At 44.2% G+C, this 22,599-nt stretch carries 21 protein-coding genes and 2 pseudogenes; 18 read left to right on the forward strand and 5 right to left on the reverse strand.

Going from position 1 to position 22,599, the window contains the following annotated elements:
• A pseudogene (locus B7C60_RS17775) lies at positions 1-246 on the forward strand (FAD-dependent 2-octaprenylphenol hydroxylase); the annotation flags it as partial.
• Positions 247-329: 83 nt separating this feature from the next.
• Here the strand turns inward: B7C60_RS17775 and B7C60_RS04050 are convergent.
• The 3 genes from B7C60_RS04050 to ygfZ all read right to left on the reverse strand — a co-directional run bounded on the left by B7C60_RS04050 (position 330) and on the right by ygfZ (position 2,415).
• On the reverse strand, positions 330-536 hold the full coding sequence (locus B7C60_RS04050) for a DUF1107 domain-containing protein (protein ID WP_078925982.1): 207 nt from the start codon (positions 534-536) through the stop codon (positions 330-332).
• A 402-nt stretch (positions 537-938) separates the two neighbouring features.
• Positions 939-1,451, reverse strand: coding sequence for an aminoacyl-tRNA deacylase (locus B7C60_RS04055; protein WP_099610544.1), 513 nt, complete (start codon positions 1,449-1,451; stop codon positions 939-941).
• Entirely contained in the window at positions 1,444-2,415 is a 972-nt protein-coding gene (gene ygfZ / locus B7C60_RS04060) for a tRNA-modifying protein YgfZ (RefSeq protein WP_099610545.1), read from the reverse strand. The genes B7C60_RS04055 and ygfZ overlap by 8 nt, the downstream gene beginning before the upstream one ends.
• A gap of 148 nt (positions 2,416-2,563) precedes the next feature.
• Here ygfZ and B7C60_RS04065 point away from each other — a divergent pair, with 148 nt between their 5' ends.
• Together B7C60_RS04065 and B7C60_RS04070 are read left to right on the forward strand one after the other, a co-directional pair.
• A complete protein-coding gene (locus B7C60_RS04065; protein ID WP_099610546.1) occupies positions 2,564-2,824 on the forward strand; it encodes an FAD assembly factor SdhE in 261 nt (86 codons plus the stop codon).
• Positions 2,793-3,197: a hypothetical protein gene (locus B7C60_RS04070; RefSeq protein WP_161428469.1), complete on the forward strand. Its 405-nt coding sequence runs from the start codon at positions 2,793-2,795 to the stop codon at positions 3,195-3,197. The genes B7C60_RS04065 and B7C60_RS04070 overlap by 32 nt, the downstream gene beginning before the upstream one ends.
• A 22-nt stretch (positions 3,198-3,219) precedes the next feature.
• Here B7C60_RS04070 and nadB read toward each other — a convergent pair whose 3' ends face one another.
• On the reverse strand, positions 3,220-4,830 hold the full coding sequence (gene nadB / locus B7C60_RS04075; RefSeq protein WP_099610548.1) for an L-aspartate oxidase: 1,611 nt from the start codon (positions 4,828-4,830) through the stop codon (positions 3,220-3,222).
• Positions 4,831-5,362: 532 nt separating this feature from the next.
• On the opposite strand from nadB, the gene rpoE reads away from it, so the two are divergent.
• The 11 genes from rpoE (at position 5,363) to acpS (ending at position 14,493) form a co-directional block, all read left to right on the forward strand.
• On the forward strand, positions 5,363-5,935 hold the full coding sequence (gene rpoE, locus B7C60_RS04080; protein ID WP_099610549.1) for an RNA polymerase sigma factor RpoE: 573 nt from the start codon (positions 5,363-5,365) through the stop codon (positions 5,933-5,935).
• A gap of 34 nt (positions 5,936-5,969) precedes the next feature.
• Positions 5,970-6,596, forward strand: a complete 627-nt coding sequence (locus tag B7C60_RS04085) for a sigma-E factor negative regulatory protein (protein WP_099610550.1) — start codon at positions 5,970-5,972, stop codon at positions 6,594-6,596.
• Entirely contained in the window at positions 6,593-7,558 is a 966-nt protein-coding gene (gene rseB, locus B7C60_RS04090; protein WP_099610551.1) for a sigma-E factor regulatory protein RseB, read from the forward strand. The genes B7C60_RS04085 and rseB overlap by 4 nt, the downstream gene beginning before the upstream one ends.
• On the forward strand, positions 7,555-8,025 hold the full coding sequence (locus tag B7C60_RS04095) for a SoxR reducing system RseC family protein (RefSeq protein WP_099610552.1): 471 nt from the start codon (positions 7,555-7,557) through the stop codon (positions 8,023-8,025). The genes rseB and B7C60_RS04095 overlap by 4 nt, the downstream gene beginning before the upstream one ends.
• 113 nt (positions 8,026-8,138) lie before the next feature.
• On the forward strand, positions 8,139-9,932 hold the full coding sequence (gene lepA / locus B7C60_RS04100) for a translation elongation factor 4 (RefSeq protein WP_099610553.1): 1,794 nt from the start codon (positions 8,139-8,141) through the stop codon (positions 9,930-9,932).
• A gap of 91 nt (positions 9,933-10,023) precedes the next feature.
• Positions 10,024-10,908 (forward strand): signal peptidase I, encoded by an 885-nt coding sequence (gene lepB, locus B7C60_RS04105; RefSeq protein WP_099610554.1) that lies wholly within the window; start codon positions 10,024-10,026, stop codon positions 10,906-10,908.
• A gap of 34 nt (positions 10,909-10,942) precedes the next feature.
• Positions 10,943-11,620 (forward strand): ribonuclease III, encoded by a 678-nt coding sequence (gene rnc / locus B7C60_RS04110; protein ID WP_099610555.1) that lies wholly within the window; start codon positions 10,943-10,945, stop codon positions 11,618-11,620.
• Positions 11,613-12,587, forward strand: a complete 975-nt coding sequence (gene era, locus B7C60_RS04115) for a GTPase Era (RefSeq protein WP_099610556.1) — start codon at positions 11,613-11,615, stop codon at positions 12,585-12,587. The genes rnc and era overlap by 8 nt, the downstream gene beginning before the upstream one ends.
• 52 nt (positions 12,588-12,639) lie before the next feature.
• The gene (gene recO, locus B7C60_RS04120) at positions 12,640-13,365 is read left to right on the forward strand and encodes a DNA repair protein RecO (protein WP_099610682.1); all 726 of its coding nucleotides are present in this window, start codon (positions 12,640-12,642) and stop codon (positions 13,363-13,365) included.
• Positions 13,362-14,093, forward strand: coding sequence for a pyridoxine 5'-phosphate synthase (gene pdxJ, locus B7C60_RS04125; RefSeq protein ID WP_099610557.1), 732 nt, complete (start codon positions 13,362-13,364; stop codon positions 14,091-14,093). Before recO ends, pdxJ begins: the two co-directional genes overlap by 4 nt.
• A gap of 13 nt (positions 14,094-14,106) precedes the next feature.
• Complete coding sequence (acpS, locus tag B7C60_RS04130; protein WP_099610558.1) at positions 14,107-14,493, forward strand: holo-ACP synthase; 387 nt, start codon at positions 14,107-14,109, stop codon at positions 14,491-14,493.
• Between the two features lie 2 nt (positions 14,494-14,495).
• Here the strand turns inward: acpS and barA are convergent, their stop codons facing one another.
• Complete coding sequence (barA, locus tag B7C60_RS04135) at positions 14,496-17,279, reverse strand: two-component sensor histidine kinase BarA (RefSeq protein ID WP_172953224.1); 2,784 nt, start codon at positions 17,277-17,279, stop codon at positions 14,496-14,498.
• Positions 17,280-17,450: 171 nt separating this feature from the next.
• Between barA and rlmD the strand changes: the two genes are divergently transcribed.
• The 4 genes and pseudogenes from rlmD to pyrG all read left to right on the forward strand — a co-directional run.
• Positions 17,451-18,773, forward strand: a complete 1,323-nt coding sequence (gene rlmD / locus B7C60_RS04140) for a 23S rRNA (uracil(1939)-C(5))-methyltransferase RlmD (RefSeq protein WP_099610560.1) — start codon at positions 17,451-17,453, stop codon at positions 18,771-18,773.
• A 64-nt stretch (positions 18,774-18,837) separates the two neighbouring features.
• Positions 18,838-21,057 (forward strand): GTP diphosphokinase, encoded by a 2,220-nt coding sequence (relA, locus tag B7C60_RS04145; RefSeq protein WP_099610561.1) that lies wholly within the window; start codon positions 18,838-18,840, stop codon positions 21,055-21,057.
• A gap of 64 nt (positions 21,058-21,121) precedes the next feature.
• Positions 21,122-21,964, forward strand: coding sequence for a nucleoside triphosphate pyrophosphohydrolase (gene mazG, locus B7C60_RS04150; RefSeq protein ID WP_099610562.1), 843 nt, complete (start codon positions 21,122-21,124; stop codon positions 21,962-21,964).
• A 159-nt stretch (positions 21,965-22,123) separates the two neighbouring features.
• Positions 22,124-22,599 (forward strand): annotated as a pseudogene (gene pyrG, locus B7C60_RS17780) (CTP synthetase); the annotation flags it as partial.

Consider the following 22,599-nt stretch of genomic DNA (forward strand, 5'->3'; position numbering starts at 1 on the left):
CAAGGCTTAGATATCGGCCAGCGGCGAAATTTACGCCGTTATGAACGTTGGCGAAAAGCCGAGGCCGCGAAAATGATAACGGCAATGCAAGGATTTAAAGATTTATTCGCGGGAAGCCATCCTGCGAAGAAATTGATTCGAGGGGTTGGGATGCGTCTTGCAGGGCAAATCCCAGGAGTAAAACAAGAAATAATGCTACATGCTTTGGGGTTAAAAGGTGAATTACCTGAGTTAGCCAAAAGGTAATCGTCCGCTGATGATTATGAGTAATCATTTAACAATAAAAAACTAGGGTTGGCATTTGCCAACCCTAGTTTTTTTAATGTTGATCAAGCATAAGCGCAGCGTAAGCGTCGAATCTCTTGGTTGACTTCATTGACGGTTTGATAATGTCGCTGTTCAGCACGTTCTGGAAGAATCAACTTCCCATTATCAAACTCAAATTTACCGACACCATAGATATAAATTCTTCCTTTAAAAAGACGACTTACGTGTTTAGCTATCATACTCGGTGTATAGCGCTTAAACAGTCTCATACTTCGATCCTTTTTTCTTTGTTTAGCTCAGTGTAAGTTAAATCGGTAGGCGATACTGTGATTTCGCCGGATATATCCAAAGTTACAGTTAGTTTTTTCAGTGATTTGTGCTGTTATTAGCAAAATTGGTTCATTCTCTAAATTAACCCCTTTCTTAGTACAATCCTCGCTTGACTCTTCTCCATCCAGGCCATAAGAGAGAAATAGTGTGATGCTTTGATTATTAAGCCAAACCAATGTGACAGTTTTAAGAATAGTTCAATTATAAGTCAATGAGTAATGATGGTGTTAATTGTGTGTAAAAAATCCCACGGGGATCTGTGGGCAAAATGTATGGGCGAGGTATGACGCGCGACATGATTACCTGGCGCTACAAGCGATATTCGCTCTCGCTAGTTTGTTTCATTGGCAGCAATTTATCATGGTCTTTTCAACGGATACGGTTCGTTGAATATCAGCAAACCTTGGTTGACAGAGCTGAATCAAATCTTGTACTGATAGAGCAATGCCTGCTAAAGAAGAGCCACTGCTAATGGTGACAATTGAATGCTGTAAAATGGCATGATCAAATAAAATAGGCATTGATGTTTTAAGGCACAGTGGCGTGACTGTGCCAACCGGATATCCGGTAATTGATTCGACTTGCGAGCGATCGACACAGGTCATTCTCCGCCACTCTAATACTTGACGAACTTTTTTGGGGTCAACTGCAGCATTACCCGGTATGCAGGCTAATGCCAGACGATTTCCCATATCTCGTAGGAGGAGAGTTTTGACCATTTGACTAGCAAGAATACCACGCTGACGCGCGGTTTCTTCAATCGTAATGGTCGCGGTTTGATGAGGTAGTAGCTGGTAGCTAACCTGATGGCTGTCTAGATACTGGGTAATGGCAGTAGAAAACGGCTTATTCATCATCTAACGTATACGGCAGTGGGCAGATAGTCCAGTGAGTTTCAGGTTGTTCAGTGAGTCTCAATTTTGTTTCCGGCTCAAGGTTATTGGGCAGGACAATTAACCCTATCGCCGTTTGGTCGGTAAAGCTGTAATGCGCCATGAGTTCGCCAGCATGACGCCAGTTTTCACCGACCGCACGTTCTAATGAATAGGCTTGTTCGGAAGCGAGTGGTTGCTGAGTATTACCTTGTACGATATACATCGCTCGTTTATTGATACCGCGATACTTGGCTCTGGCTACGGTTTCTTGCCCAGTGTAGCAACCTTTTGTAAAACTAATACCACCAAGCGACTGTAAGTTTAATGCTTGTGGGATGTGTTTATTTTGTTGTGTGTGATGAATGATGGGATAGGCGTGTTGAATATCAAAATAGGTCCAGATGGCAGGATCCACTTTGTTGGCATCACTTTGATTGAGCCACGCTTCAGCCGTTGATTCTTCTATCAGTAATAGCCAGCGTAAAGCATCGATTTTTACTGCGGTACCGTTTGGTAATGGGCGAACATCTTCCCGACTTGAAGTGAAACGATTGATCCATGCCTCTGCTCCTACCCCCATAATACCCAAAGGGATATCGGTACTTTCTCTGATTTCAACTTTAGAGAAAATGGCGTATTTTTTTAGTTCACGTAGCTCTGCTTCAATGGCCGATTGAGGTTGGAACATGGCGTAGCGATCATGATGATGAAAGAGACGAAAAGCAGACCATACTTTTCCTTTCGCATCACAATGTGCCCCCCAGCAAGATTGTCCTGTTTCTAGGCTGACCACATTACAGGTCACTTGCCCTTGCAGGTAATTTTTTTTATCGTCGCCTGATAACTCAATCACGCCCCAATGGGTTAAGTGACTAATCATTAGCTCTGGGAGTGGTGTATTGTTGGTGATAGCGAGTGTGGTAAATGTATTTTTCCAATTCATATTTTTTACCTGAGTAAGACTCTTTCCGTTATGTTAATCTGGATCAACTTTTTTGTCAGCTTGAACAGGGACTGTGACTAAGCTACTAGTTGAATTTAACATTGGTTGTTACACTTGGCGAAACTAAATATTAAGGTGAGGAAAGCCAATGTACACTACGGAAGAAAAAGCGCGCATCAAATGGGCATGCCGACGTGGAATGCTTGAACTTGATGTAGTTATCATGCCGTTCTTTGAAGAGTGTTTTGAATCATTAAGTAAGACAGAACAGCAAGATTTTGTTTCGTTACTTGAATGTGATGATCCTGACCTTTTTACTTGGATCATGGGACATGGCCGCTCAGAAAATCTGGGTCATGCAGCGATGGTAGACAAAATTGTCGCACATAATCTTAGCAAGGTCCGTTAAGCTTTATTTAAAGCCTTCTTTTCTCGCTCATATCATCGCCTTTTCTCTGTTGGCGGCTCTGGTGTGGGCGATCTTAGCTTCCTCTATTCCACTTGTTGCCAGCATGGCGATGATTGCTTTGCTTTTCTCCTATCCAGTATTGAGTTGGCTCCCCACATCTTTACAAGATGAGATTGAAATCAATTTTTCAGGAGAGTTACGTGTGGGTGACGATGATTTTGTTTTTCATCAGGTCGATTTTCTCTATCGACATCTTTTCTTGATTATTCGAGGTCAAGGGGCGCGTTGGTTATTGTGGCGCGATAGCTGTGATGAATCTGACTACCGACAGCTATTGGTGAAATTAAAACGGGAGCAGTATCGCTCCCATTAATATTATTTGGTTGGTGTTACGATTACTTGGTTGGTGTCAAAATAGTTGGCCCGCTATTTTCTAGTTGATCGGGATAATCTAACGTATAGTGCAGGCCTCGGCTCTCTTTACGTAGCATCGCACAGCGTACCATCAGTTCTGCCACTTGCAGCAAGTTACGTAATTCCAACAAGTTATTCGACACTCTGAAGTTGCTGTAGTACTCATGCGTTTCTTGCTGTAGCAGTTGAATGCGACGCAGTGCACGCTGTAAACGTTTATCGGTTCGAACAATGCCCATGTAGTCCCACATAAATAGGCGCAGTTCGTGCCAGTTGTGCTGAATAACCACTTCTTCATCCGAGCAAGTGACTTTGCTTTCGTCCCAGTTTGGTAATGAAGGCGGCATTTGTGCACAAGGGTGACGACGAAGAATATCTTGTGCAGCAGACCAAGCATAAACCACACATTCTAATAATGAATTGGAAGCCATACGGTTTGCTCCGTGTAAACCGGTATAACTCACTTCACCAATGGCATACAGTTGAGCAAGATCGGTTTGTCCTTGTTGGTTGATCATTACGCCTCCGCAGGTGTAGTGAGCGGCAGGAACAATCGGTATCGGTTCTTTGGTCATATCAATGCCAAGATCCATCAAGCGGGTGTAAATGGTAGGAAAATGCTTTTCGATAAAGTCGGCTGGTTTATGGCTGATGTCTAAATACATGCAGTCTGCACCTAAGCGTTTCATTTCATAGTCGATGGCACGAGCAACAATATCTCTAGGTGCCAGTTCAGCGCGCTTATCGAAATCAGGCATGAAGCGGGAACCATCAGGGCGGCGAAGGTACGCTCCCTCGCCACGTAAGGCTTCAGTAAGTAAGAAGTTTCGAGCTTCTGGGTGATATAAGCATGTTGGATGGAATTGGTTGAATTCAAGGTTAGCGACTCGGCAACCTGCACGCCAAGCCATAGCAATACCATCACCAGAAGAAACATCGGGGTTTGAGGTGTATTGATAAACTTTAGATGCGCCACCTGTCGCAAGTACCACAAATTTGGCTCGAATGGTTTCAACATGCTCGACGTTACGATTCCAAACATAGGCCCCTATGACTTTATTTGCCTTGCCGCCAATCTTGTCTTCAGTAATTAAATCGAGTGCATTGTAACGTTCGAATAGTCGAATGTTAGGGTGGTTATGCACGTTATCTTGCAAAGAGGTCTGCATCGCCATTCCTGTGGCATCCGCAGCGTGCAGTATTCGTCGGTGGCTATGGCCTCCTTCACGAGTTAAATGATAACGAGGATGTGCATCATCATCATCATTCTCTTCTCTGTCAAAAGGAACGCCACCATCAATCAACCACTGAACACAGGCTTTGGCATGCTCAGCAATGAATTGGACGGTCTCTTGATTACAGATTCCGGCACCGGCAATTAAAGTATCTTGAACATGAGATTCGATACTGTCAGATTCATCAAAGACGGCAGCGATACCGCCTTGTGCATAATAGGTTGCCCCTTCACTACGAGGTCCTTTGCTCAATACGATGACATTGCACTGCTCGGCAACTTGCAGCGCTAAGGATAATCCTGCGGCACCGCTGCCGATAACTAATACATCGCATTGATGTTCTCGATTTACGTCCATAAGATGGTTAACTTCCTGAACTCAAAGTAGAGTATTCCTACTCTAGATTAAAATAAAACACGAATGGTATTCGGGTTATTAGTGGTTTTATTCGGTCAACTCGCGAGTGGATCAAGCTCGGTGAATCCTTTATGTCGCTTGAGATCTCATTCGCATTACCTGCCGTGCAGTCGGCTTGGTTGTCTAGCATGTCGCTCGTGACAATAACGCCAAGCAAGCTAACTTGCAGGTAAAGACAATATGTTATAAATGCTATTGTCTTTTCTAAAGGCTATCCCCACTATGTGCGGGTGTCGATAATTAATTTAGACGAATGCCATACAAGCAAAACGAATTTCCATACGAGAGTTAAGCGGGTTACTGCATAAGACTGCGGTATTAAGGCGAAATATTTTACCTTATACTTGAACTTTTTCTCGTTTATTGAGTCACAATAGTGCTCATGTAGGCAGTGGTGTCAAGACAACATTCTGCATAATTAGAGTCCATATCTGAGAAGGTAAGGGAGATAACAATAGGAGTAACCGCTCGAATGAACGATCAACTGACCGATCAAGTGTTGATTGAGCGAGTTCAGAACGGGGATAAGCAAGCATTCAATCTGTTGGTATTGAGATATCAAAACAAGGTTTGCAATCTTATTTCTAGGTATGTGAGCAATTCTGGAGATGTGGCGGATGTTGCACAAGAAGCCTTTATCAAAGCTTATCGTGCCATCCCAACATTTCGTGGCGAGAGTGCGTTTTATACTTGGCTGTATCGCATTGCTGTTAATACCGCGAAAAATCACATCGTTGCGCAAAGCCGCCGGCCGCCGGCCAACGATGTTGATGCTGAAGAAGCTGAATTTTACGAAGGTGGTAATGCACTCAAAGAAATATCGAACCCTGAAAACATTACGTTGTCCAAGGAATTAAAGCAGGTGATATTTAGCGCAATAGAAGCATTGCCTGAGGATTTAAAAACCGCGATGACGTTGCGAGAGCTGGAAGGCTTAAGTTACGAAGATATCGCAGAAGTCATGGATTGCCCCGTTGGTACGGTGCGTTCTCGTATCTTCCGTGCTCGTGAAGCGGTTGAAAAGCGAATTAAATCGTTTTTATAACGCCGCATAGTGAGCAACAAAAATGGTGAAAATAATGGCTGACAAAGAAAAACTTTCAGCATTCATGGATGGCGAATTGGTTGATAATGTGCTGATACAAGAATTAGAGCACGACTCAGAGAGCCTCGGCACGTGGAAAAATTACCATCTTATTGGTGATGTTATGCGTGGGGATACACCTCAATCTGAATGGAATATCGCTGAAAGTGTCGCTCTGGCATTAGAACATGAACCAGTACATCGCTCGTTCACCAGCTCTGAGCGTATCACTGATCTGCACTTGGCGAAACTAGAGGCTCAGCCTAAGGTTAGTCAAGCTCGTCGCCAGTTGCCTACTTGGTTTAGCCAACTCGGACAAGTGGCGATTGCTGCGAGTGTGTCACTTGCTGTCATCATTGGTGTGCAACAATATGGTGGCAATGAAGCTACCAGCGCACAAGAAGCGCAGCTACCTGTGCTACAGACGGTGCCATTTGCGGGTAGTGCCGAACCGGTCAGTTTGACCCGAGATTCAGTCGCAAGGCATGGTAGCAGCGAAGCGAATATGCAAGAACAACGTCGTCGTATCAATGCATTATTGCAAGACTATGAACTACAGTTGAGACTCAATAGTGAGAATTTGACCTCTCACCCTGACCCAGTTGAAACGGTAATTGAATGAAAAAATTTCTGATCAGTGCGTTGACACTGTTCAGTCTGAATGTAACGCCGGCCTTTGCAGAAACGCCTTCTGCAGAGGCTTTGTTGCATCAGATGAACGAAGCCAGTCAACAGCTTAATTATGAGTTGTCTTATATTCTGATTAAGAAAAATAGCATAGAACCTTTGCTTTACCGCCATGCTCATCAAGAGAGCCAACAGTTCGCTCATCTTATTTATTTGAGTGGCCCAGTACGCGAAGTGATTCGTCGCGGTAATGAAGTCAGTTATGTTGAACCGGGTGTTGAGCCTTTTACGATTGAATCCGGTAACATGGTGGCTCCGACGATTCCTATGCTTAATAGTGATGTCGCACAACTTAGCCAATATTATGATTTTGTAAAAATGGGCCGCGCGCGTGAAGCTGGAACAGCTTGTCAGGTTCTACGTATTGTGCCCAAAGATGGCCTCCGTTACTCTTATGTTTTGTGGATCGATGAACACAGTGCACTACCTCTGCGTGCCGACTTAGTCGATCGTGATGGTGAAGTATTAGAGCAGTACCGTACTATTTCGTATTCGATTAACGATAAATTGGCCTCTTTGATGGCCGGATTAAATAATGTTCAACTGCCAGAGGTATTATCTTTACCTAAAGGTAATATCCAAGAAACATTCTGGACTGTCGGGTGGAAGCCAGAAGGTTTTCAACCACTTGAGCTGAATCGTTATCGTATGGCAATGACCGAGCGTTTGGTGGAAAGCCAGATGTTTTCCGATGGGCTGTTTAATTTTTCTGTCTATGTATCGAGTCGTGATAATCATTCACTAAAAGGGCAGTTAGTCCGTCAAGGGCGTCGCACGGTGCATAGTTTTGTCAGTGGAGAGAACGAAGTGTCGGTGGTGGGTGATATTCCTCCCGCAACCGCACAGCGTATTGCCCAATCGGTGATTTTTGAACATGTCGGAGTAAAAAATCAATGATGACTGCACTGGCAACCGTGACAGCGGTGGAGCGTCATGCACTAGGTTATTGGGTCGATCTGAGTTGTGAGCAACAAACGAGTTGTAGCCATTGTCAGTCGTCTAAGAGTTGTGGTACGGGGATGGTTTCTAAAGCGCTAGGCAATAAAGCATTAGCTTGGCGCTTAGACAGTGAAAAGCCAGTGTCAACAGGGCAAGTGGTAGAAATTGGCTTTCCAGAAAAAAGCTTATTGCAATCGGCGGCTTTGGTTTACCTTGTGCCGCTATTTATGATGATCGTCGGTGCACTGATCGCTGAAATTTGGCTTGCTCCTTGGCTAAGTATGGGGGAAGGTGTCGTGATCGGCTGTGCTTTGCTTGCTATGATATTTGGCGTGATGCTGGCGAGATATTATTCGACCCGTTTATCAAAAAATTCCGTTCAACAAGTGATCCTATTGCGAGTACTAGGACAGCCTATCCTTTAAATTATGGTGCGAAGCCTAGCGAAATTCGGTAGAATCGGCCAACTTAATTGAAATACCACCTCGGTGGTGTTTTTTATTCCCTAATCAGCAAAGAGTTTAGTCATCCCAAACCTATGAAGCACATTCGTAATTTTTCGATTATCGCCCACATTGATCATGGTAAATCGACCTTATCCGACCGTTTAATCCAAGTATGTGGTGGGTTGAGCGATCGTGAAATGGCAGAACAAGTTCTTGATTCAATGGATCTTGAACGTGAGCGTGGTATCACCATTAAAGCGCAGAGTGTGACTCTCGACTACCAAGCTAACGACGGCGAAACTTATCAACTAAACTTTATCGATACGCCAGGGCATGTGGATTTCTCTTATGAGGTCTCTCGTTCTCTAGCTGCTTGTGAAGGCGCGCTTTTGGTGGTTGATGCCGGTCAGGGAGTGGAAGCTCAGACACTGGCTAATTGCTATACCGCGATCGAAATGGATCTTGAGGTGGTACCTATCCTCAATAAAATTGATTTACCGGCAGCAGAGCCTGAACGAGTGGCTGAGGAAATCGAAGATATTGTTGGTATCGACGCTGTTGATGCTGTTCGTTGTTCAGCTAAAACTGGGCTCGGTGTTGACGAAGTGCTAGAGAAAATTGTTTCCGCCATTCCCGCACCCGAAGGCGATCCTGATGCTCCGTTACAAGCGCTTATTATTGACTCCTGGTTTGATAATTATTTAGGGGTCGTTTCTTTAGTGCGGATTAAAAACGGTAGCCTGAAGAAAAACGATAAAATCAAAGTGATGAGTACTGGGCAAATCTGGGGGGTTGATCGTATTGGTATTTTCACGCCAAAACAGGTTGATACTTCTGGGCTGAATACTGGAGAAGTTGGTTGGGTCGTTTGTGGTATTAAAGACATCCTTGGCGCACCCGTGGGGGATACCTTAACGCTGGCTAAAAATGGTTGTGAAAAACCACTACCTGGGTTTAAAAAGGTTAAACCCCAAGTCTATGCTGGGTTGTTCCCCGTCTCTTCAGACGATTATGAAAACTTCCGTGATGCATTAGGAAAACTCAGCCTCAATGATGCCTCGTTGTTCTATGAACCAGAGACATCGGCAGCACTAGGTTTTGGTTTCCGCTGTGGCTTCTTAGGTATGCTACATATGGAGATCATTCAAGAGCGTTTAGAACGAGAATATGATCTTGATTTGATCACCACGGCACCAACGGTGGTGTATGAAGTTCTCAAAACCGATCACGACATGCTTTATGTGGATAGTCCGGCTAAGTTACCTGCTATCAATGATATCGAAGAAATTCGTGAGCCGATTGCTCGTTGTAATATTCTTGTGCCTTCCGACTATCTCGGCAGTGTGATTACCTTATGTGTAGAAAAACGTGGCACACAAGTCGATATGGTCTACCATGGCAACCAAGTGGCGTTGACTTATGATATTCCAATGGCCGAAGTTGTGCTTGATTTCTTTGACCGTTTGAAGTCAACCTCGCGCGGTTATGCGTCATTAGATTATGGCTTCCAACGTTTCCAAGCGTCCGATATGGTTAGAGTCGATGTATTGCTTAATGGTGATAAAGTCGATGCACTAGCTATTATTACTCATAAAGACCAGGCACAAACACGTGGCCGTCAGTTGGTGGAGAAAATGAAAGAATTCATTCCTCGCCAAATGTTTGATATTGCGATCCAAGCGGCTATTGGTAATCATATTATTGCTCGTTCAACCGTTAAGCAGTTGCGTAAAAACGTCTTGGCCAAATGTTATGGCGGTGATGTGAGCCGTAAGAAAAAATTATTGAAAAAACAAAAAGAAGGTAAAAAACGCATGAAGCAAATTGGTAATGTTGAATTACCACAAGAAGCGTTTTTAGCCATTTTACATGTTGGTAAAGACTAGCTATTTTGATGCGATAGAGCGATCCAGTAGCAACTCTCAAGTGAAAGGGTCTTGGCTCTTTCACTTTCGTATTTTTAGATAAGGGAAGGTAATGGCGAATACATTTTCACTCATGCTGGTGATCGTGACTCTTGTCACTGGGATTATCTGGGCACTTGAGAAATGGCTGTGGAAGAAAAAGCGCCAGCAGCGCTTTGCTGAGCTTAAAGTTGATGCTCAAGCCAGTGAGCTAAAACAAGCTACGCAACCTTGGTGGGTTGAAAATTCAGTCTCTATCTTCCCTGTTATCGCCTTTGTACTGATTCTCCGTTCATTTATTTTTGAACCTTTCCAGATCCCTTCGGGATCGATGATGCCAACCTTATTAGTGGGCGATTTTATTCTAGTTGAAAAGTATGCTTATGGATTAAAAGATCCGGTTTGGCGTACGCAACTTGTGGAAACGGGCAAGCCAGAACGTGGTGATGTTGTGGTCTTTAAATACCCACCCAATCCTAGTGTTGACTATATAAAACGAGTGGTCGGCATGCCGGGTGATATCGTGCGCTACAGTACAGAAAAAGAAATTTGTATCCAATCACCGAATACAACTGATTGCCAGCCAGTTAAATTATCTAATGTGGTGGAAAGTGAGTTTATGCAAAGCCGCATTCCACTGATTCAAATGGATGAACAATTGGGTGAAAAAGCTCATAATATCTTAATTAATCCGTTGCGGATTGATAATGTACAAGATTACCACCCTCGTGCGGGAGTGAATGAGTGGGTGGTTCCACAAGGACACTATTTTGTCATGGGTGATAACCGTGACAACAGTGCTGATAGCCGTTTTTGGGGCTTTGTTCCAGAAGAAAACTTAGTCGGTAAAGCCGTTGCGATTTGGATCAGCTTTGAGTTTGATCGCAGTCCAGACAGTTTGTTACCAACTTGGATTCCAACCGGCGTGCGCTTTAGCCGCATCGGTGGCATTAATTAGGCAGTTATACTGGCCCGTAACACATCGAGAGAGCATGAATTCTCCAATTAATAGATTAGAAACAAAGCTTTGTTATCAATTTAATGATGCGACGCTGATTGAGTTGGCACTGACCCATCGCAGTGCCAACGGAAAACATAATGAACGTCTTGAGTTTCTGGGCGATTCAATTTTAAGTTTTGTCATTGCTGATGAGCTATATCATCGTTTTCCTAAGATTAATGAAGGCGATATGAGCCGTATGCGTGCAACGCTAGTGCGTGGTAATACATTAGCGGAATTAGGCCGAGAGTTTGGCTTAGGAGATTACTTAAAATTAGGTCCAGGTGAGTTGAAGAGCGGTGGTTTCCGTCGTGATTCGATTCTGGCTGACGCAGTAGAAGCTATTATAGGCGCAATATATTTAGATAGTGATATCGAGATGGTTCGCACCATTATCTTGGGTTGGTATCAAAGCCGATTAGAGGCAATTGAACCCGGTGTATCACAAAAAGATCCAAAAACACGCTTGCAAGAATTCTTGCAAGGAAGAAGAAGCCCATTACCGCTGTATAATGTGACTCATATTAAAGGTGAAGCACATAATCAACAGTTTACGGTATCGTGTACAGTGGCCGGTATTGCTAAGCCGGTGATCGGGAAAGGAACTAGCCGTCGTAAAGCGGAGCAAGCCGCCGCAGAAATCGCTTTGGAGCAATTAACTCATGGCTGATAAAGAATTCGATCTCGACGCGTATTTTGCGTCTCACGGTGAAGATGCCTCCTCTTCTTCTTTGCCGGACAATCAACACTGCGGATTTATCGCGATTGTGGGCCGCCCTAATGTAGGTAAGTCGACATTACTGAATAATATTTTAGGGCAGAAGATCTCGATTACATCGCGCAAACCTCAAACAACACGCCATCGAATTATGGGGGTCGATACGCGTGGTGACTACCAAGCGATTTATGTTGATACTCCTGGACTGCACATTGAGGAAAAACGAGCGATCAACCGCTTGATGAACCGCGCGGCAAGTAGCTCGTTAAGTGATGTTAACTTGGTGTTATTTGTCGTGGATGGAACGCATTGGACGGCTGACGATGAAATGGTTTTGCATAAATTACAACAAGCCAATTTCCCTGTCGTGCTTTGCGTTAATAAAGTCGATAACGTAAAAGATCGTAATGAAGTGATGCTGCACATGCAATCGCTGTCTAAATTAATGGACTTCGTTGATGTGGTGCCGATTTCAGCAAAGCATGGCAAAAATATCGATGTGCTACATAAGCACGTGCGTAGCCATCTTCCTAAAGCCGTTCATCACTTTCCTGAAGAGTATGTCACGGATCGTTCTCAACGTTTTATGGCATCAGAAATTATTCGTGAAAAACTGATGCGTTTTACCGGTGAAGAACTGCCTTATTCTGTGACGGTAGAAATTGAACGGTTTGATTACAACCCTGAAACGGATGGTTTTCATATCAATGCACTGATCTTAGTTGAACGTATTGGGCAAAAGAAAATGGTGATCGGTAAAAAGGGTGAGAAAATTAAAACCATCGGTCGTGAAGCTCGGTTAGATATGGAAGAATTATTTGGCCGTAAGGTTTATTTAGAAACCTGGGTTAAAGTTAAATCTGGTTGGGCTGATGATGAGCGTGCTTTGCGTTCACTTGGTTATATTGATGATCTTTAACGATAATATTTGATTATTCACTCATAGGTGAGTCACGATGGTTGGGGGCGCTATGCTTGATGGTTTTCAGCGTTGCTTTGTTTTACATCGTCGCCCCTATAGTGAATCGAGCTTGATTTTAGACATCTTTAGTGAAGAGTTTGGTCGTTTATCCTTAATGGCAAAAGGCGCGAGAGGGAAACGATCAAACTTGAAAGGTGCACTACAACCTTTCACGCCACTGCTTTTGAAATGGTCAGGTAAAAGTGCAATGAAAACCCTGCGCCAAGCTGAGCCGATCAGTTTAGGGCTTCCCCTCAATGGCATTCATCTCTATTCTGCAATGTATGTTAATGAGTTAATTGGGCGCATTCTTGTGCCTGAAGTGCCAAGCCCTGGGTTATTCCATGATTATCTTTTTGCTCTGACAGAACTGGCGCAAAATAACAATCCAGAACCGGCATTACGCCGTTTTGAATTAGCCTTATTATCATCAATGGGTTATGGGATTGATTTTCTTCATTGTGCGGGAACGGGAGAACCTGTTGATCCCAACATGACTTATCGATATCGAGAACAAAAGGGATTCATTGCATCGGTTCGGCGCGATCATTTAACTTTTTATGGCGATGAATTGATCGCCATTAGCGAACGCCGTTTTACCACGAAAGCACAATTACAAGCTGCCAAGCGCTTTACACGCATAGCGTTAAAGCCATACCTTGGCGGGAAACCGTTAAAAAGTCGGGAGTTATTCCGGCAAACAACGCTATCTAGAGCACGGAGTATAGGAACATGAGCTCAATTCTTTTAGGTGTTAATATCGACCATGTTGCCACACTACGCAATGCGCGTGGCACTCGTTATCCCGATCCCGTTCATGCGGCTGAAATAGCAGAACGAGCGGGTGCTGATGGCATCACGGTTCACCTGCGAGAAGATCGTCGCCATATTCAAGATCGTGATGTGCGTATTTTACGTGAAACGATCCAAACGCGTATGAATTTAGAAATGGCGGTCACGGATGAGATGGTTGAAATCGCCTTGCAAACCAAACCTGAATTTGTTTGTTTAGTTCCAGAAAAGCGTGAGGAATTGACAACCGAAGGGGGGTTAGACGTTGTTGGCCAACTGGCTAAGATCAAAGCAGCGACCGAAAAATTGACCGCAGCGGGAATTAAAGTTTCCCTCTTTATTGATGCAGATAAAGAGCAGATCGATGCAGCTAAAGCGTGCGGCGCACCTTTTATTGAGCTACATACCGGGCATTATGCGGATGCCATTTGTGATGATGAACAGCAAAGCGAACTGAAAAAAATTGCCGCCGCTGCGGCCTATGCTGATGATCAAGGCATTACCGTCAATGCGGGGCACGGGCTGACTTATCATAATGTTTCTGCGATAGCCGCTATTCCCGAAATCTACGAATTGAATATTGGCCATTCCATTATTGGTCGCGCACTCTTTGATGGCTTAGACAAAGCGGTCGCCGAGATGAGATGCATAATGCAATCTGCCCGTAAATAGGTTAAATGACATTATGGCGATCGTCGGACTTGGAACAGATATAACGGAGATCGTTCGTATCGAAAAGGCATTATCACGTAGTGGTGATGCCTTTGCTGCGCGTATTTTAACGCCAGATGAATTGATGGTATTTGATGCGTTAAAACAAAAAGCCCGTTACTTAGCCAAACGTTTTGCCGCCAAAGAAGCTGCCTCTAAAGCTTTAGGAACGGGTATCGCTCATGGCGTTAGTTTTCAAGATTTCCACATCAATAATGATGTGAATGGAAAACCTTTGTTGATTCTGAGCGGTAAAGCGGCTGAATTTGCCTCGGCCGCTCAGGTTACTTCAATCCACCTTTCTCTGTCTGATGAGCGCCACTACGCTTTGGCGACGGTTATTTTTGAGTCCAATGCTTAAGGTTATGTTGGTGATGGAATGTAGTTTTTGGCTTGGGCTAATACCTTCTCCATCTCATCTTGTAACTCAAATAGTTCTGGCTCTATATCGCTAATAACACTGCCTGAACGTAGCATTTGTTCTAGTGATGCACACACGGTTTTAAGTGATGGTACACCACTGTATGAACAGCTACCATGCAGTTTATGAATGTGGTGTAGTAAGTCGTCAATTGGGTATGAGGCTTCTGCTAATGCTTGCTCGATGACTTGGGCAACTTCTGGAATATAATCAAGCAAAAGAGAGAGCATTTCTTGTGCGAGTGCACTTTTCCCTGCCGCTTGCTTTAAAGCGAGATCCCAGTCGATAACGGGTTTGATCGCCATTGATGGTGCGGTTGTTGCTGGTGCTAGCGCTGTTCCCGACAAGGGGAGGGGGACGAATGTATCGACCGTTCTTCTCGGACTCCAGTGTAAGAGAACTTGTTGTAAAACCTGTTCTTCAATTGGCTTGGTGAGATAATCATCCATTCCTGCCTTTAGTAATCTATCTCGCTCGCCAAGCATAGCATGAGCTGTTACCGCGATAATTGGGGTTTGGGCATTGAGCGGTAATTGTTTGATCGCCTTACAAGCAGCCACTCCATCCATATGGGGCATCTGAATATCCATCAGAATAATATCAAATGACTGTTGTTTTGCTTGCTCTACTGCCGAAACGCCATCAGTACAAGCGATCACTTGATCGACACGTTCCTGTAATAATGCCGTGATTAACTTCAGGTTGGCTGGGTTATCATCCACCGCCATAACCGTCAACGGCAACTTGTCTTGATGAGTGACAGGTTCAGGCATTTCTACGGCTTGAGGCTGATGATCAATTAAAATTTGCAGTAATTTTTTACGAGAGAGAGGCTTGGTCAGGCACTGAATTGGATAAGTTTTCATGAGCTGATCCGCCAGTGCGAGTTCGGTGCTGGGGATGCCAACAATGATATGTGGAGCTAGTGTGATGGCTTGCTCTACCCACTGTTTAACGTGAGCGGTATTCGTTTCTTTATTGGGAGATAAATTCAGTAAGATATAATCATAATGGCCTGATTCTTCTGGTATTGTTGAATGATAGGTGACGACTAGGCCTGCTTGAATCAATTGTTGTTGAACAATCGAAGCCGCTTGGATATTCGGTTCGATCAATAATAAATGTTTTTGATTCAGGACTTGGGGATCAACACTATCACTAATCGGCAGATCGGTCGCATGTAAGCGTAGGGTAAACCAAAAGGTGGAACCTTGATGAAGACGACTGGTTAAACTGATTTCTCCGCCCATTTGACTGACCAGTTTTTGGGTAATGACTAACCCTAATCCTGTTCCTCCATAACGGCGCGAAATACTGGCATCAGCTTGACTAAAGGCTTGGAATAGCTGAGCTTGTTGACGCTCAGAAATGCCTATCCCGGTGTCTCGGACCATAAATTGCAGTTCTACGGTGTCATCCCTTTGCGCTCTCATTTCCACACTCACATCAATATTGCCTCGTTCGGTAAATTTGATGGAATTACCGACTAAGTTGGTTAATACCTGCTGAATACGTAGCGGATCGCCTACTAGACCTACCGGGATTTTTGAGTCAATTTTGAGGGTGATTTCTAGACCTTTTTCATGGGCACTGGTCGCTTGCAGATTGACCACTTCTTCAAGGGTTTCTTGAAATTCAAATGGAATGTTTTCTAGGGCCAGTTTCCCCGCTTCTAGTTTAGAGAAATCAAGGATATCATTGATGATGGTTAATAAGTTATTTGCTGATTTCTCAATGGTTTGAAGGTAGTCAGCTTGGCTGTTAGTTAACTGGGTTTTGAGCATTTGGCGGGTAAATCCGATCACCCCATTGAGTGGTGTGCGTAGCTCATGTGACATATTAGCTAAAAACTCAGATTTCACTCTAGCGGCTTCTTGAGCGCGTTTTTTAGCAATATCTAACTCAATGTTTTGGATTTCCAATTGCTCAAGTGTTTCACGTAGATCCGAAGTCGCTTGATCAATACTATGTTGCATTTCGACATGGTATTCAGAGAGTGAAACCGCCATCGCATTAATGCCATTTTTGAGATCATCTAATTCACCGTGCATTTTCTCTTCAATTCGCACATCTAAATGCCCACGACGAATACGATCGACCATATTTTTCATATGTGTGATGGGGCGAGTCACGTCGTGCATCAATCGGAATGCAAAAACGCCGGAAAGGGTCAAGCCCATGATTAACACCAGACAAGCTGAAAAAATTTCTTGGTATTGCTGTAAACGTAAAGAAGAGAGATCTAACTCTATCGCGATATACCCTAATGCCGGACTTGAGGTAGCATTGATATTCTCTTCTATCAAGCGTGTTTCAGATAAAATAGGCGTACGTAAAATTAACGTATTATTATAAAGTTGTGAGCTACCTAAGACTGGAATTGCTTGATCTTTCGGATACATTAATGCTTCAAAATTAGGGTGAAAGTTTGAGGTGACGAATAACTCGTGCTGTGAATCGAAAACAGCGATACTGCGTACAAACTTTGAATGTTTACGGTGGGCATAACTAATAATGCGGCGAACCGATTCGCGACTTTGATTTTTTAAGCCTTCTTCACTGGCAATGGCCAGCGGTTCGATAATACTTGCCCCAGAGTTGATGACTTGAACTTCTAAATCGTGATAGCGATTAAAGGAAAATAAGGCGCTAAGCAATAACCCAATGATTAAGGTTGGAGCTAAAGTGAGAGTAATAACGCGCGCACGTAAGCCATATTTGGTCATTATTGTCTAAACATCGTGGTGTGGATATGGGAAAATAACCCGCATTGAGTGTTGCCAAGCTATTCAAGGAGACAATAGCTTAATGCAATCACCCAGCTTTCGACAATCTTCCCCGTGCAGAATAGTGATGCTCGGGCCAAAAACCTTTTATCAATCACAGTTAGGCAGAGCATGGCACGTTTTTTTCAACCGAAGAAGAACCCTTCCCCCTCATCGAAACATCAGTCGGTGAGTGTCAGTAAACTCGATCATCTCGGAGCTGGTATTGCGTATCAGAAAGGTAAAGCGATTTTTATTGATGGGGCTTTGCCTGGTGAAGAGGTCGTTATTCAATTAACAGAAAGTAAGAGTAAATTTGCCAGAGCGAAACTGATTAAAGTTTTACAGACCAGCCCTGAACGGGTTACACCGTTTTGTGCTTATTATCAGCAGTGCGGTGGCTGTGATTTACAACATCTTGAGCATGCAGCGCAAATAGCCCATAAACAACAGACGCTTTCTCAGTTAATGAGTAAGTTTGCTAACCAGCAGCTAGACTTGTCAGAGCCGATTTGTGGGAAGGAAAAAGGCTACCGTCGCCGAACTCGTCTGAGCCTATTATGGGATAAAAAAACTCAGCAACTTCAATTTGGTTTTCGTCGTAAGCAAAGTAAACAGATTGTCACGATCACCCATTGCCCGGTACTTGAACCAAGTCTCAACCAGTTATTACCCGCCCTTCAAGCACGGCTAAGCACGCTGAGCCAACCTCATCAACTCGGGCATGTGGAATTGGTCAAAGGCGACAACACCATCGCACTGATGCTTCGTCATCTTGCTCCGCTCAGTCAAGTGGATCAAGAGCGATTACTCTCTTTCGCCTCAGAACATCAACTGGCATTATATTTACAGCCAACGCCCGAGCAGATTGAACATCAGTGTGGTGAGGTGCCTTACTACCGAGAGGTGGAGGCATCTATTTCTTTTCTTCCGAACCATTTTATTCAGGTCAATCAATCGGTCAATCATCAGATGGTTGAGCAAGCTATCACCTGGTTGGATGTTCAAAGCGATGATCGAGTGCTAGATTTATTCTGTGGCTTGGGCAATTTTAGCTTACCTATCGCCAAATTAGCTCAGTCGGTTGTCGGTGTTGAAGGCGTGGATGCGATGGTTAAATGGGCACAACACAATGCTGAGTTAAACCAGATCAAGACGGCCACCTTTTACCAAGCAAATTTGGAACAAGAGATGACCCGACAAGCATGGGCGGCAGATAAGTTTGATAAAATCTTACTTGATCCAGCTCGAGCTGGTGCAGCGGGCGTTATCGAACACCTTGCACGGCTTGGTGCTGAACGCGTGGTGTACGTATCGTGTAACCCAGCCACGCTGGCGCGTGATAGTCACAGTTTATTGAATCAGGGATATCAGTTGGCTAAATTGACTATGCTTGATATGTTTCCCCATACCAGCCACTTGGAATCGATGGCTCTGTTTGTAAAAACTCGGTAAATGACCGAACTTTCAAGCGTGAAAGTAGGTCGAAAGCATGAATTATAATAATTAGGACACCTCTATGGTTGCGGTACGTAGCGCACACTTAAACCCAGATGAACAGTTTGAGCTAGAAAAATGGATTGCTGGTTTAGGGCAAGAAGCAAAAACGGCGGCGAAGCTGAGCGAAGTCTATCGTCAATGCGAGCAGTTACTTGAAGGACATCCTCAAAGCTCACTATTACTGTGGCGAGGGCGGGAGATGATCGAAATATTGATCACCTTATCGATGGATAGAGCGACACTCGTGGCCGCTCTGCTGTTCCCTATTGCAATCAGCGGAGCATTGGATGCTGAAGAACTGGAAGCTGGCTATGGTAAGGAGACCGTCAAACTGATTCACGGTGTGGAAGAGATGGCTGCGATTGGTCAACTCAATGTCACACTGCGAGGCAGTGAAGCTTCAGCCCAAGTAGACAATGTGCGGCGAATGTTATTGGCTATGGTCGATGATTTTCGCTGTGTGGTGATCAAGCTGGCCGAACGAATTTGCAATCTACGTGAAGTTAAAGATCAACCAGACGAGGTGCGTCGCGCTGCCGCAAAAGAGTGTGCCAATATTTATGCGCCATTAGCCAACCGGCTTGGTATTGGTCAACTCAAATGGGAAATTGAAGATTACGCATTTCGTTACCAACAACCCGACACATATAAGCAGATCGCCAAACAACTTTCTGAACGCCGAATCGTGCGCGAGCAGTACATTCGAGATTTTGTCGATGATCTTCGCCAAGAAATGCAAGCGTCTAGCATCAATGCGGAGGTAAGTGGCCGCCCCAAACACATTTACAGCATCTGGCGAAAAATGCAGAAGAAAAATCTGGCATTTGACGAGCTATTCGACGTGCGCGCGGTTCGAATCATCGCCGATAAACTACAAGATTGCTACGCCGCATTGGGGATTGTGCATACCAAATATAAGCATTTGCCTAATGAATTTGATGATTATGTGGCTAATCCGAAGCCGAATGGTTATCAATCCATCCATACGGTGATTCTTGGCCCAGAAGGAAAAACGATAGAAATTCAGATTCGTACCAAACAGATGCATGAGGACTCAGAATTAGGCGTTGCGGCGCACTGGAAATATAAAGAAGGCAGTAGTGCTGGACGCAGCGGGTACGATGAAAAAATCACTTGGCTACGTAAGTTGTTGGATTGGCAAGAAGAAATGTCTGATTCTGGCGAAATGTTGGATGAACTGCGTAGTCAAGTGTTTGATGATCGCGTCTACGCCTTTACCCCGCGTGGCGATGTGGTCGATTTACCCATGGGAGCGACCCCGCTTGATTTCGCCTATCATATCCACTCAGAGGTTGGACATCGCTGTATCGGTGCCAAAGTCGGGGGGCGCATTGTGCCGTTTACCCATAAACTGCACATGGGCGATCAAGTAGAAATCATCACCGCTAAAGAACCCAACCCCTCTCGTGACTGGTTAAACCCGTCACTCGGTTTTGTTCATTCAGGGCGGGCACGAGCAAAAATCAATGCTTGGTTCCGTAAACAAAGCCGAGAGAAAAACTTAGAAGCAGGACGAGAGATCCTCGAAAACGAATTAGCCAAAATCGGTGCGACCTTAAAAGATGCAGAACTCTATGCGCTGAAACGTTTTAACGTAAACAGTGCAGATGAAATGTATGTTGGCGTTGGTAGTGGTGATTTACGGATTAACCAAATTGTCAATCATATCAATGCATTGGTCAATAAACCAACGGCTGAAGAAGAAGATAAACTGGCTCTTGAAAAACTGGTTGGAGAAACCAAGCCGATCGTCGGTAGCCAAACGCATAAAGATGCGGTTGTGGTGGAGGGGGTCGATAATCTGATGACGCATTTGGCGCGTTGTTGCCAACCGATCCCTGGTGATGATATTCGTGGTTATATTACCCAAGGACGTGGTATTTCAGTGCATCGAAGTGATTGCGAACAATTAGAAGAGCTGAGCCACCATGCGCCTGAGCGAATTATTAATACCGTTTGGGGGAGAGGTTTTGTCGGGAGTTATCGTTTAACATTACGAGTTGAAGCCATGGAGCGAGGAGGGCTACTGAAAGACATCACGACCTTGCTGGCCAATGAGAAAATCAAAGTGATCAGCATGAAAAGTCGTAGTGACTATAAGCGTCAGCTCTCCATTATGGATTTTGAACTTGAACTCAATAATATCGAGGTTCTACAACGTATCTCGAAACGCATTGAGCATATTAAAGATGTGATGTTGGTTAAGCGATTAGGTTAATTGAGCAGCATTTATAACGAGGTTAGCGCGTCAGTTCTGCCTCGTTTTTTTATTGAGAGGTAACATGGCCCATCCTATTTTACAGCTTGAACAAATTATGAATCAGTTACGAGACCCTGAGCATGGTTGTCCATGGGATCGCAAGCAAAGTTTTGCCAGCATTGTGCCTCATACCATTGAAGAAACTTATGAAGTGGTGGAGGCAATCGACAAACAAGATTGGCCAAACCTACGAGAAGAGCTTGGGGATCTCCTTTTTCAGGTGATCTTTTATAGCCAATTGGCAAAAGAACAGGGTTTATTCGATTTTTCAGCGGTCGTTGAAACGGTGAATGAAAAATTAATTCGCCGCCATCCTCATGTTTTTTCTAATCTTCAGTTTACCGATTCAGCTCAGTTGGCCGCTAACTGGGAGGCTGAAAAAGCCAAAGAAAAACACCAAGCAGGCAAAACAGAACAAAGTATTCTAGACTCAATACCACAAGCGTTACCGGCCTTAATGCGCGCCAATAAAATTCAACAAAAATGCGCGAAATATGGCTTTGACTGGGACACCCTTGGCCCGGTGGCCGAGAAAGTACAGGAAGAATTGGCTGAAGTGATGGAAGAAGCACTTCAAGTCGAGGTTGATGAGCAAAAAGTAGAAGAAGAACTTGGCGATCTGCTGTTTGCCACGGTCAATTTGGTTCGCCATTTAGGTAAAGATCCAGAAATAGCGTTAATGAAAGCCAATCAAAAATTTGTGCGTCGTTTCCAAGGGGTGGAGCAATTGGCGCAGGCGCATCATCAGCCCTTAACCCATTTTTCGTTAGCTGAACTTGATGCGATGTGGGAACAAGTTAAACAGAGAGAAAAAGAGAAAGTTGAGCCTTTTTTAAGTAAAAATAGCAATAAAAAGCACGATTGAGCAGAGAAAATAAACCGAGTTCAATCTGTTTGATTTGAAGCAAAAAATAAAAAACTGAGTGTGATAGATTTCACGTTGTGGCGATAAATGGGTTCTGGTATAGTTTCATCCCGTCCAGAAGAAATCCATTTCCCTCATTCAACCAATTTCAGGTTAAACATGACGACAAATTATATTTTTGTTACTGGCGGGGGCGTATCCTCTCTAGGGAAAGGTATTGCAGCAGCATCGCTTGCGGCGATTTTAGAAGCTCGTGGTTTAAAAGTGACCATGATGAAGCTTGACCCTTACATCAACGTTGATCCCGGCACAATGAGCCCAACTCAACATGGTGAAGTGTTTGTCACGGAAGATGGCGCTGAAACTGACCTTGACCTTGGCCATTACGAACGTTTCATTCGTACTAAAATGACCAAGCGCAATAACTTTACTGCTGGTCGTGTTTATGCCGATGTCTTGCGTAAAGAGCGCCGTGGTGACTACCTTGGAGCTACAATTCAGGTCATTCCTCATATTACTAATGCGATAAAAGATCGCGTGATTGCTGGCTCTGAAGGCCATGATGTTGCTATCGTTGAAGTCGGTGGTACCGTCGGTGATATTGAATCACTGCCATTTATGGAAGCCATTCGTCA

This window comes from Vibrio fujianensis, from assembly GCF_002749895.1.
GTDB classification, from domain to species: Bacteria; Pseudomonadota; Gammaproteobacteria; order Enterobacterales; family Vibrionaceae; genus Vibrio; species Vibrio fujianensis.

Coding starts and splice junctions, on each gene's coding strand:
- B7C60_RS04050 (WP_078925982.1), bottom strand. CDS start 536: ATGAGACTGTTTAAGCGCTATACACCGAGTATGATAGCTAAACACGTA.
- B7C60_RS04055 (WP_099610544.1), bottom strand. CDS start 1,451: ATGAATAAGCCGTTTTCTACTGCCATTACCCAGTATCTAGACAGCCAT.
- ygfZ (WP_099610545.1), bottom strand. CDS start 2,415: ATGAATTGGAAAAATACATTTACCACACTCGCTATCACCAACAATACA.
- B7C60_RS04065 (WP_099610546.1), top strand. CDS start 2,564: ATGTACACTACGGAAGAAAAAGCGCGCATCAAATGGGCATGCCGACGT.
- nadB (WP_099610548.1), bottom strand. CDS start 4,830: ATGGACGTAAATCGAGAACATCAATGCGATGTATTAGTTATCGGCAGC.
- rpoE (WP_099610549.1), top strand. CDS start 5,363: ATGAACGATCAACTGACCGATCAAGTGTTGATTGAGCGAGTTCAGAAC.
- B7C60_RS04085 (WP_099610550.1), top strand. CDS start 5,970: ATGGCTGACAAAGAAAAACTTTCAGCATTCATGGATGGCGAATTGGTT.
- rseB (WP_099610551.1), top strand. CDS start 6,593: ATGAAAAAATTTCTGATCAGTGCGTTGACACTGTTCAGTCTGAATGTA.
- B7C60_RS04095 (WP_099610552.1), top strand. CDS start 7,555: ATGATGACTGCACTGGCAACCGTGACAGCGGTGGAGCGTCATGCACTA.
- lepA (WP_099610553.1), top strand. CDS start 8,139: ATGAAGCACATTCGTAATTTTTCGATTATCGCCCACATTGATCATGGT.
- lepB (WP_099610554.1), top strand. CDS start 10,024: ATGGCGAATACATTTTCACTCATGCTGGTGATCGTGACTCTTGTCACT.
- rnc (WP_099610555.1), top strand. CDS start 10,943: ATGAATTCTCCAATTAATAGATTAGAAACAAAGCTTTGTTATCAATTT.
- era (WP_099610556.1), top strand. CDS start 11,613: ATGGCTGATAAAGAATTCGATCTCGACGCGTATTTTGCGTCTCACGGT.
- recO (WP_099610682.1), top strand. CDS start 12,640: ATGCTTGATGGTTTTCAGCGTTGCTTTGTTTTACATCGTCGCCCCTAT.
- pdxJ (WP_099610557.1), top strand. CDS start 13,362: ATGAGCTCAATTCTTTTAGGTGTTAATATCGACCATGTTGCCACACTA.
- acpS (WP_099610558.1), top strand. CDS start 14,107: ATGGCGATCGTCGGACTTGGAACAGATATAACGGAGATCGTTCGTATC.
- barA (WP_172953224.1), bottom strand. CDS start 17,279: ATGACCAAATATGGCTTACGTGCGCGCGTTATTACTCTCACTTTAGCT.
- rlmD (WP_099610560.1), top strand. CDS start 17,451: ATGGCACGTTTTTTTCAACCGAAGAAGAACCCTTCCCCCTCATCGAAA.
- relA (WP_099610561.1), top strand. CDS start 18,838: ATGGTTGCGGTACGTAGCGCACACTTAAACCCAGATGAACAGTTTGAG.
- mazG (WP_099610562.1), top strand. CDS start 21,122: ATGGCCCATCCTATTTTACAGCTTGAACAAATTATGAATCAGTTACGA.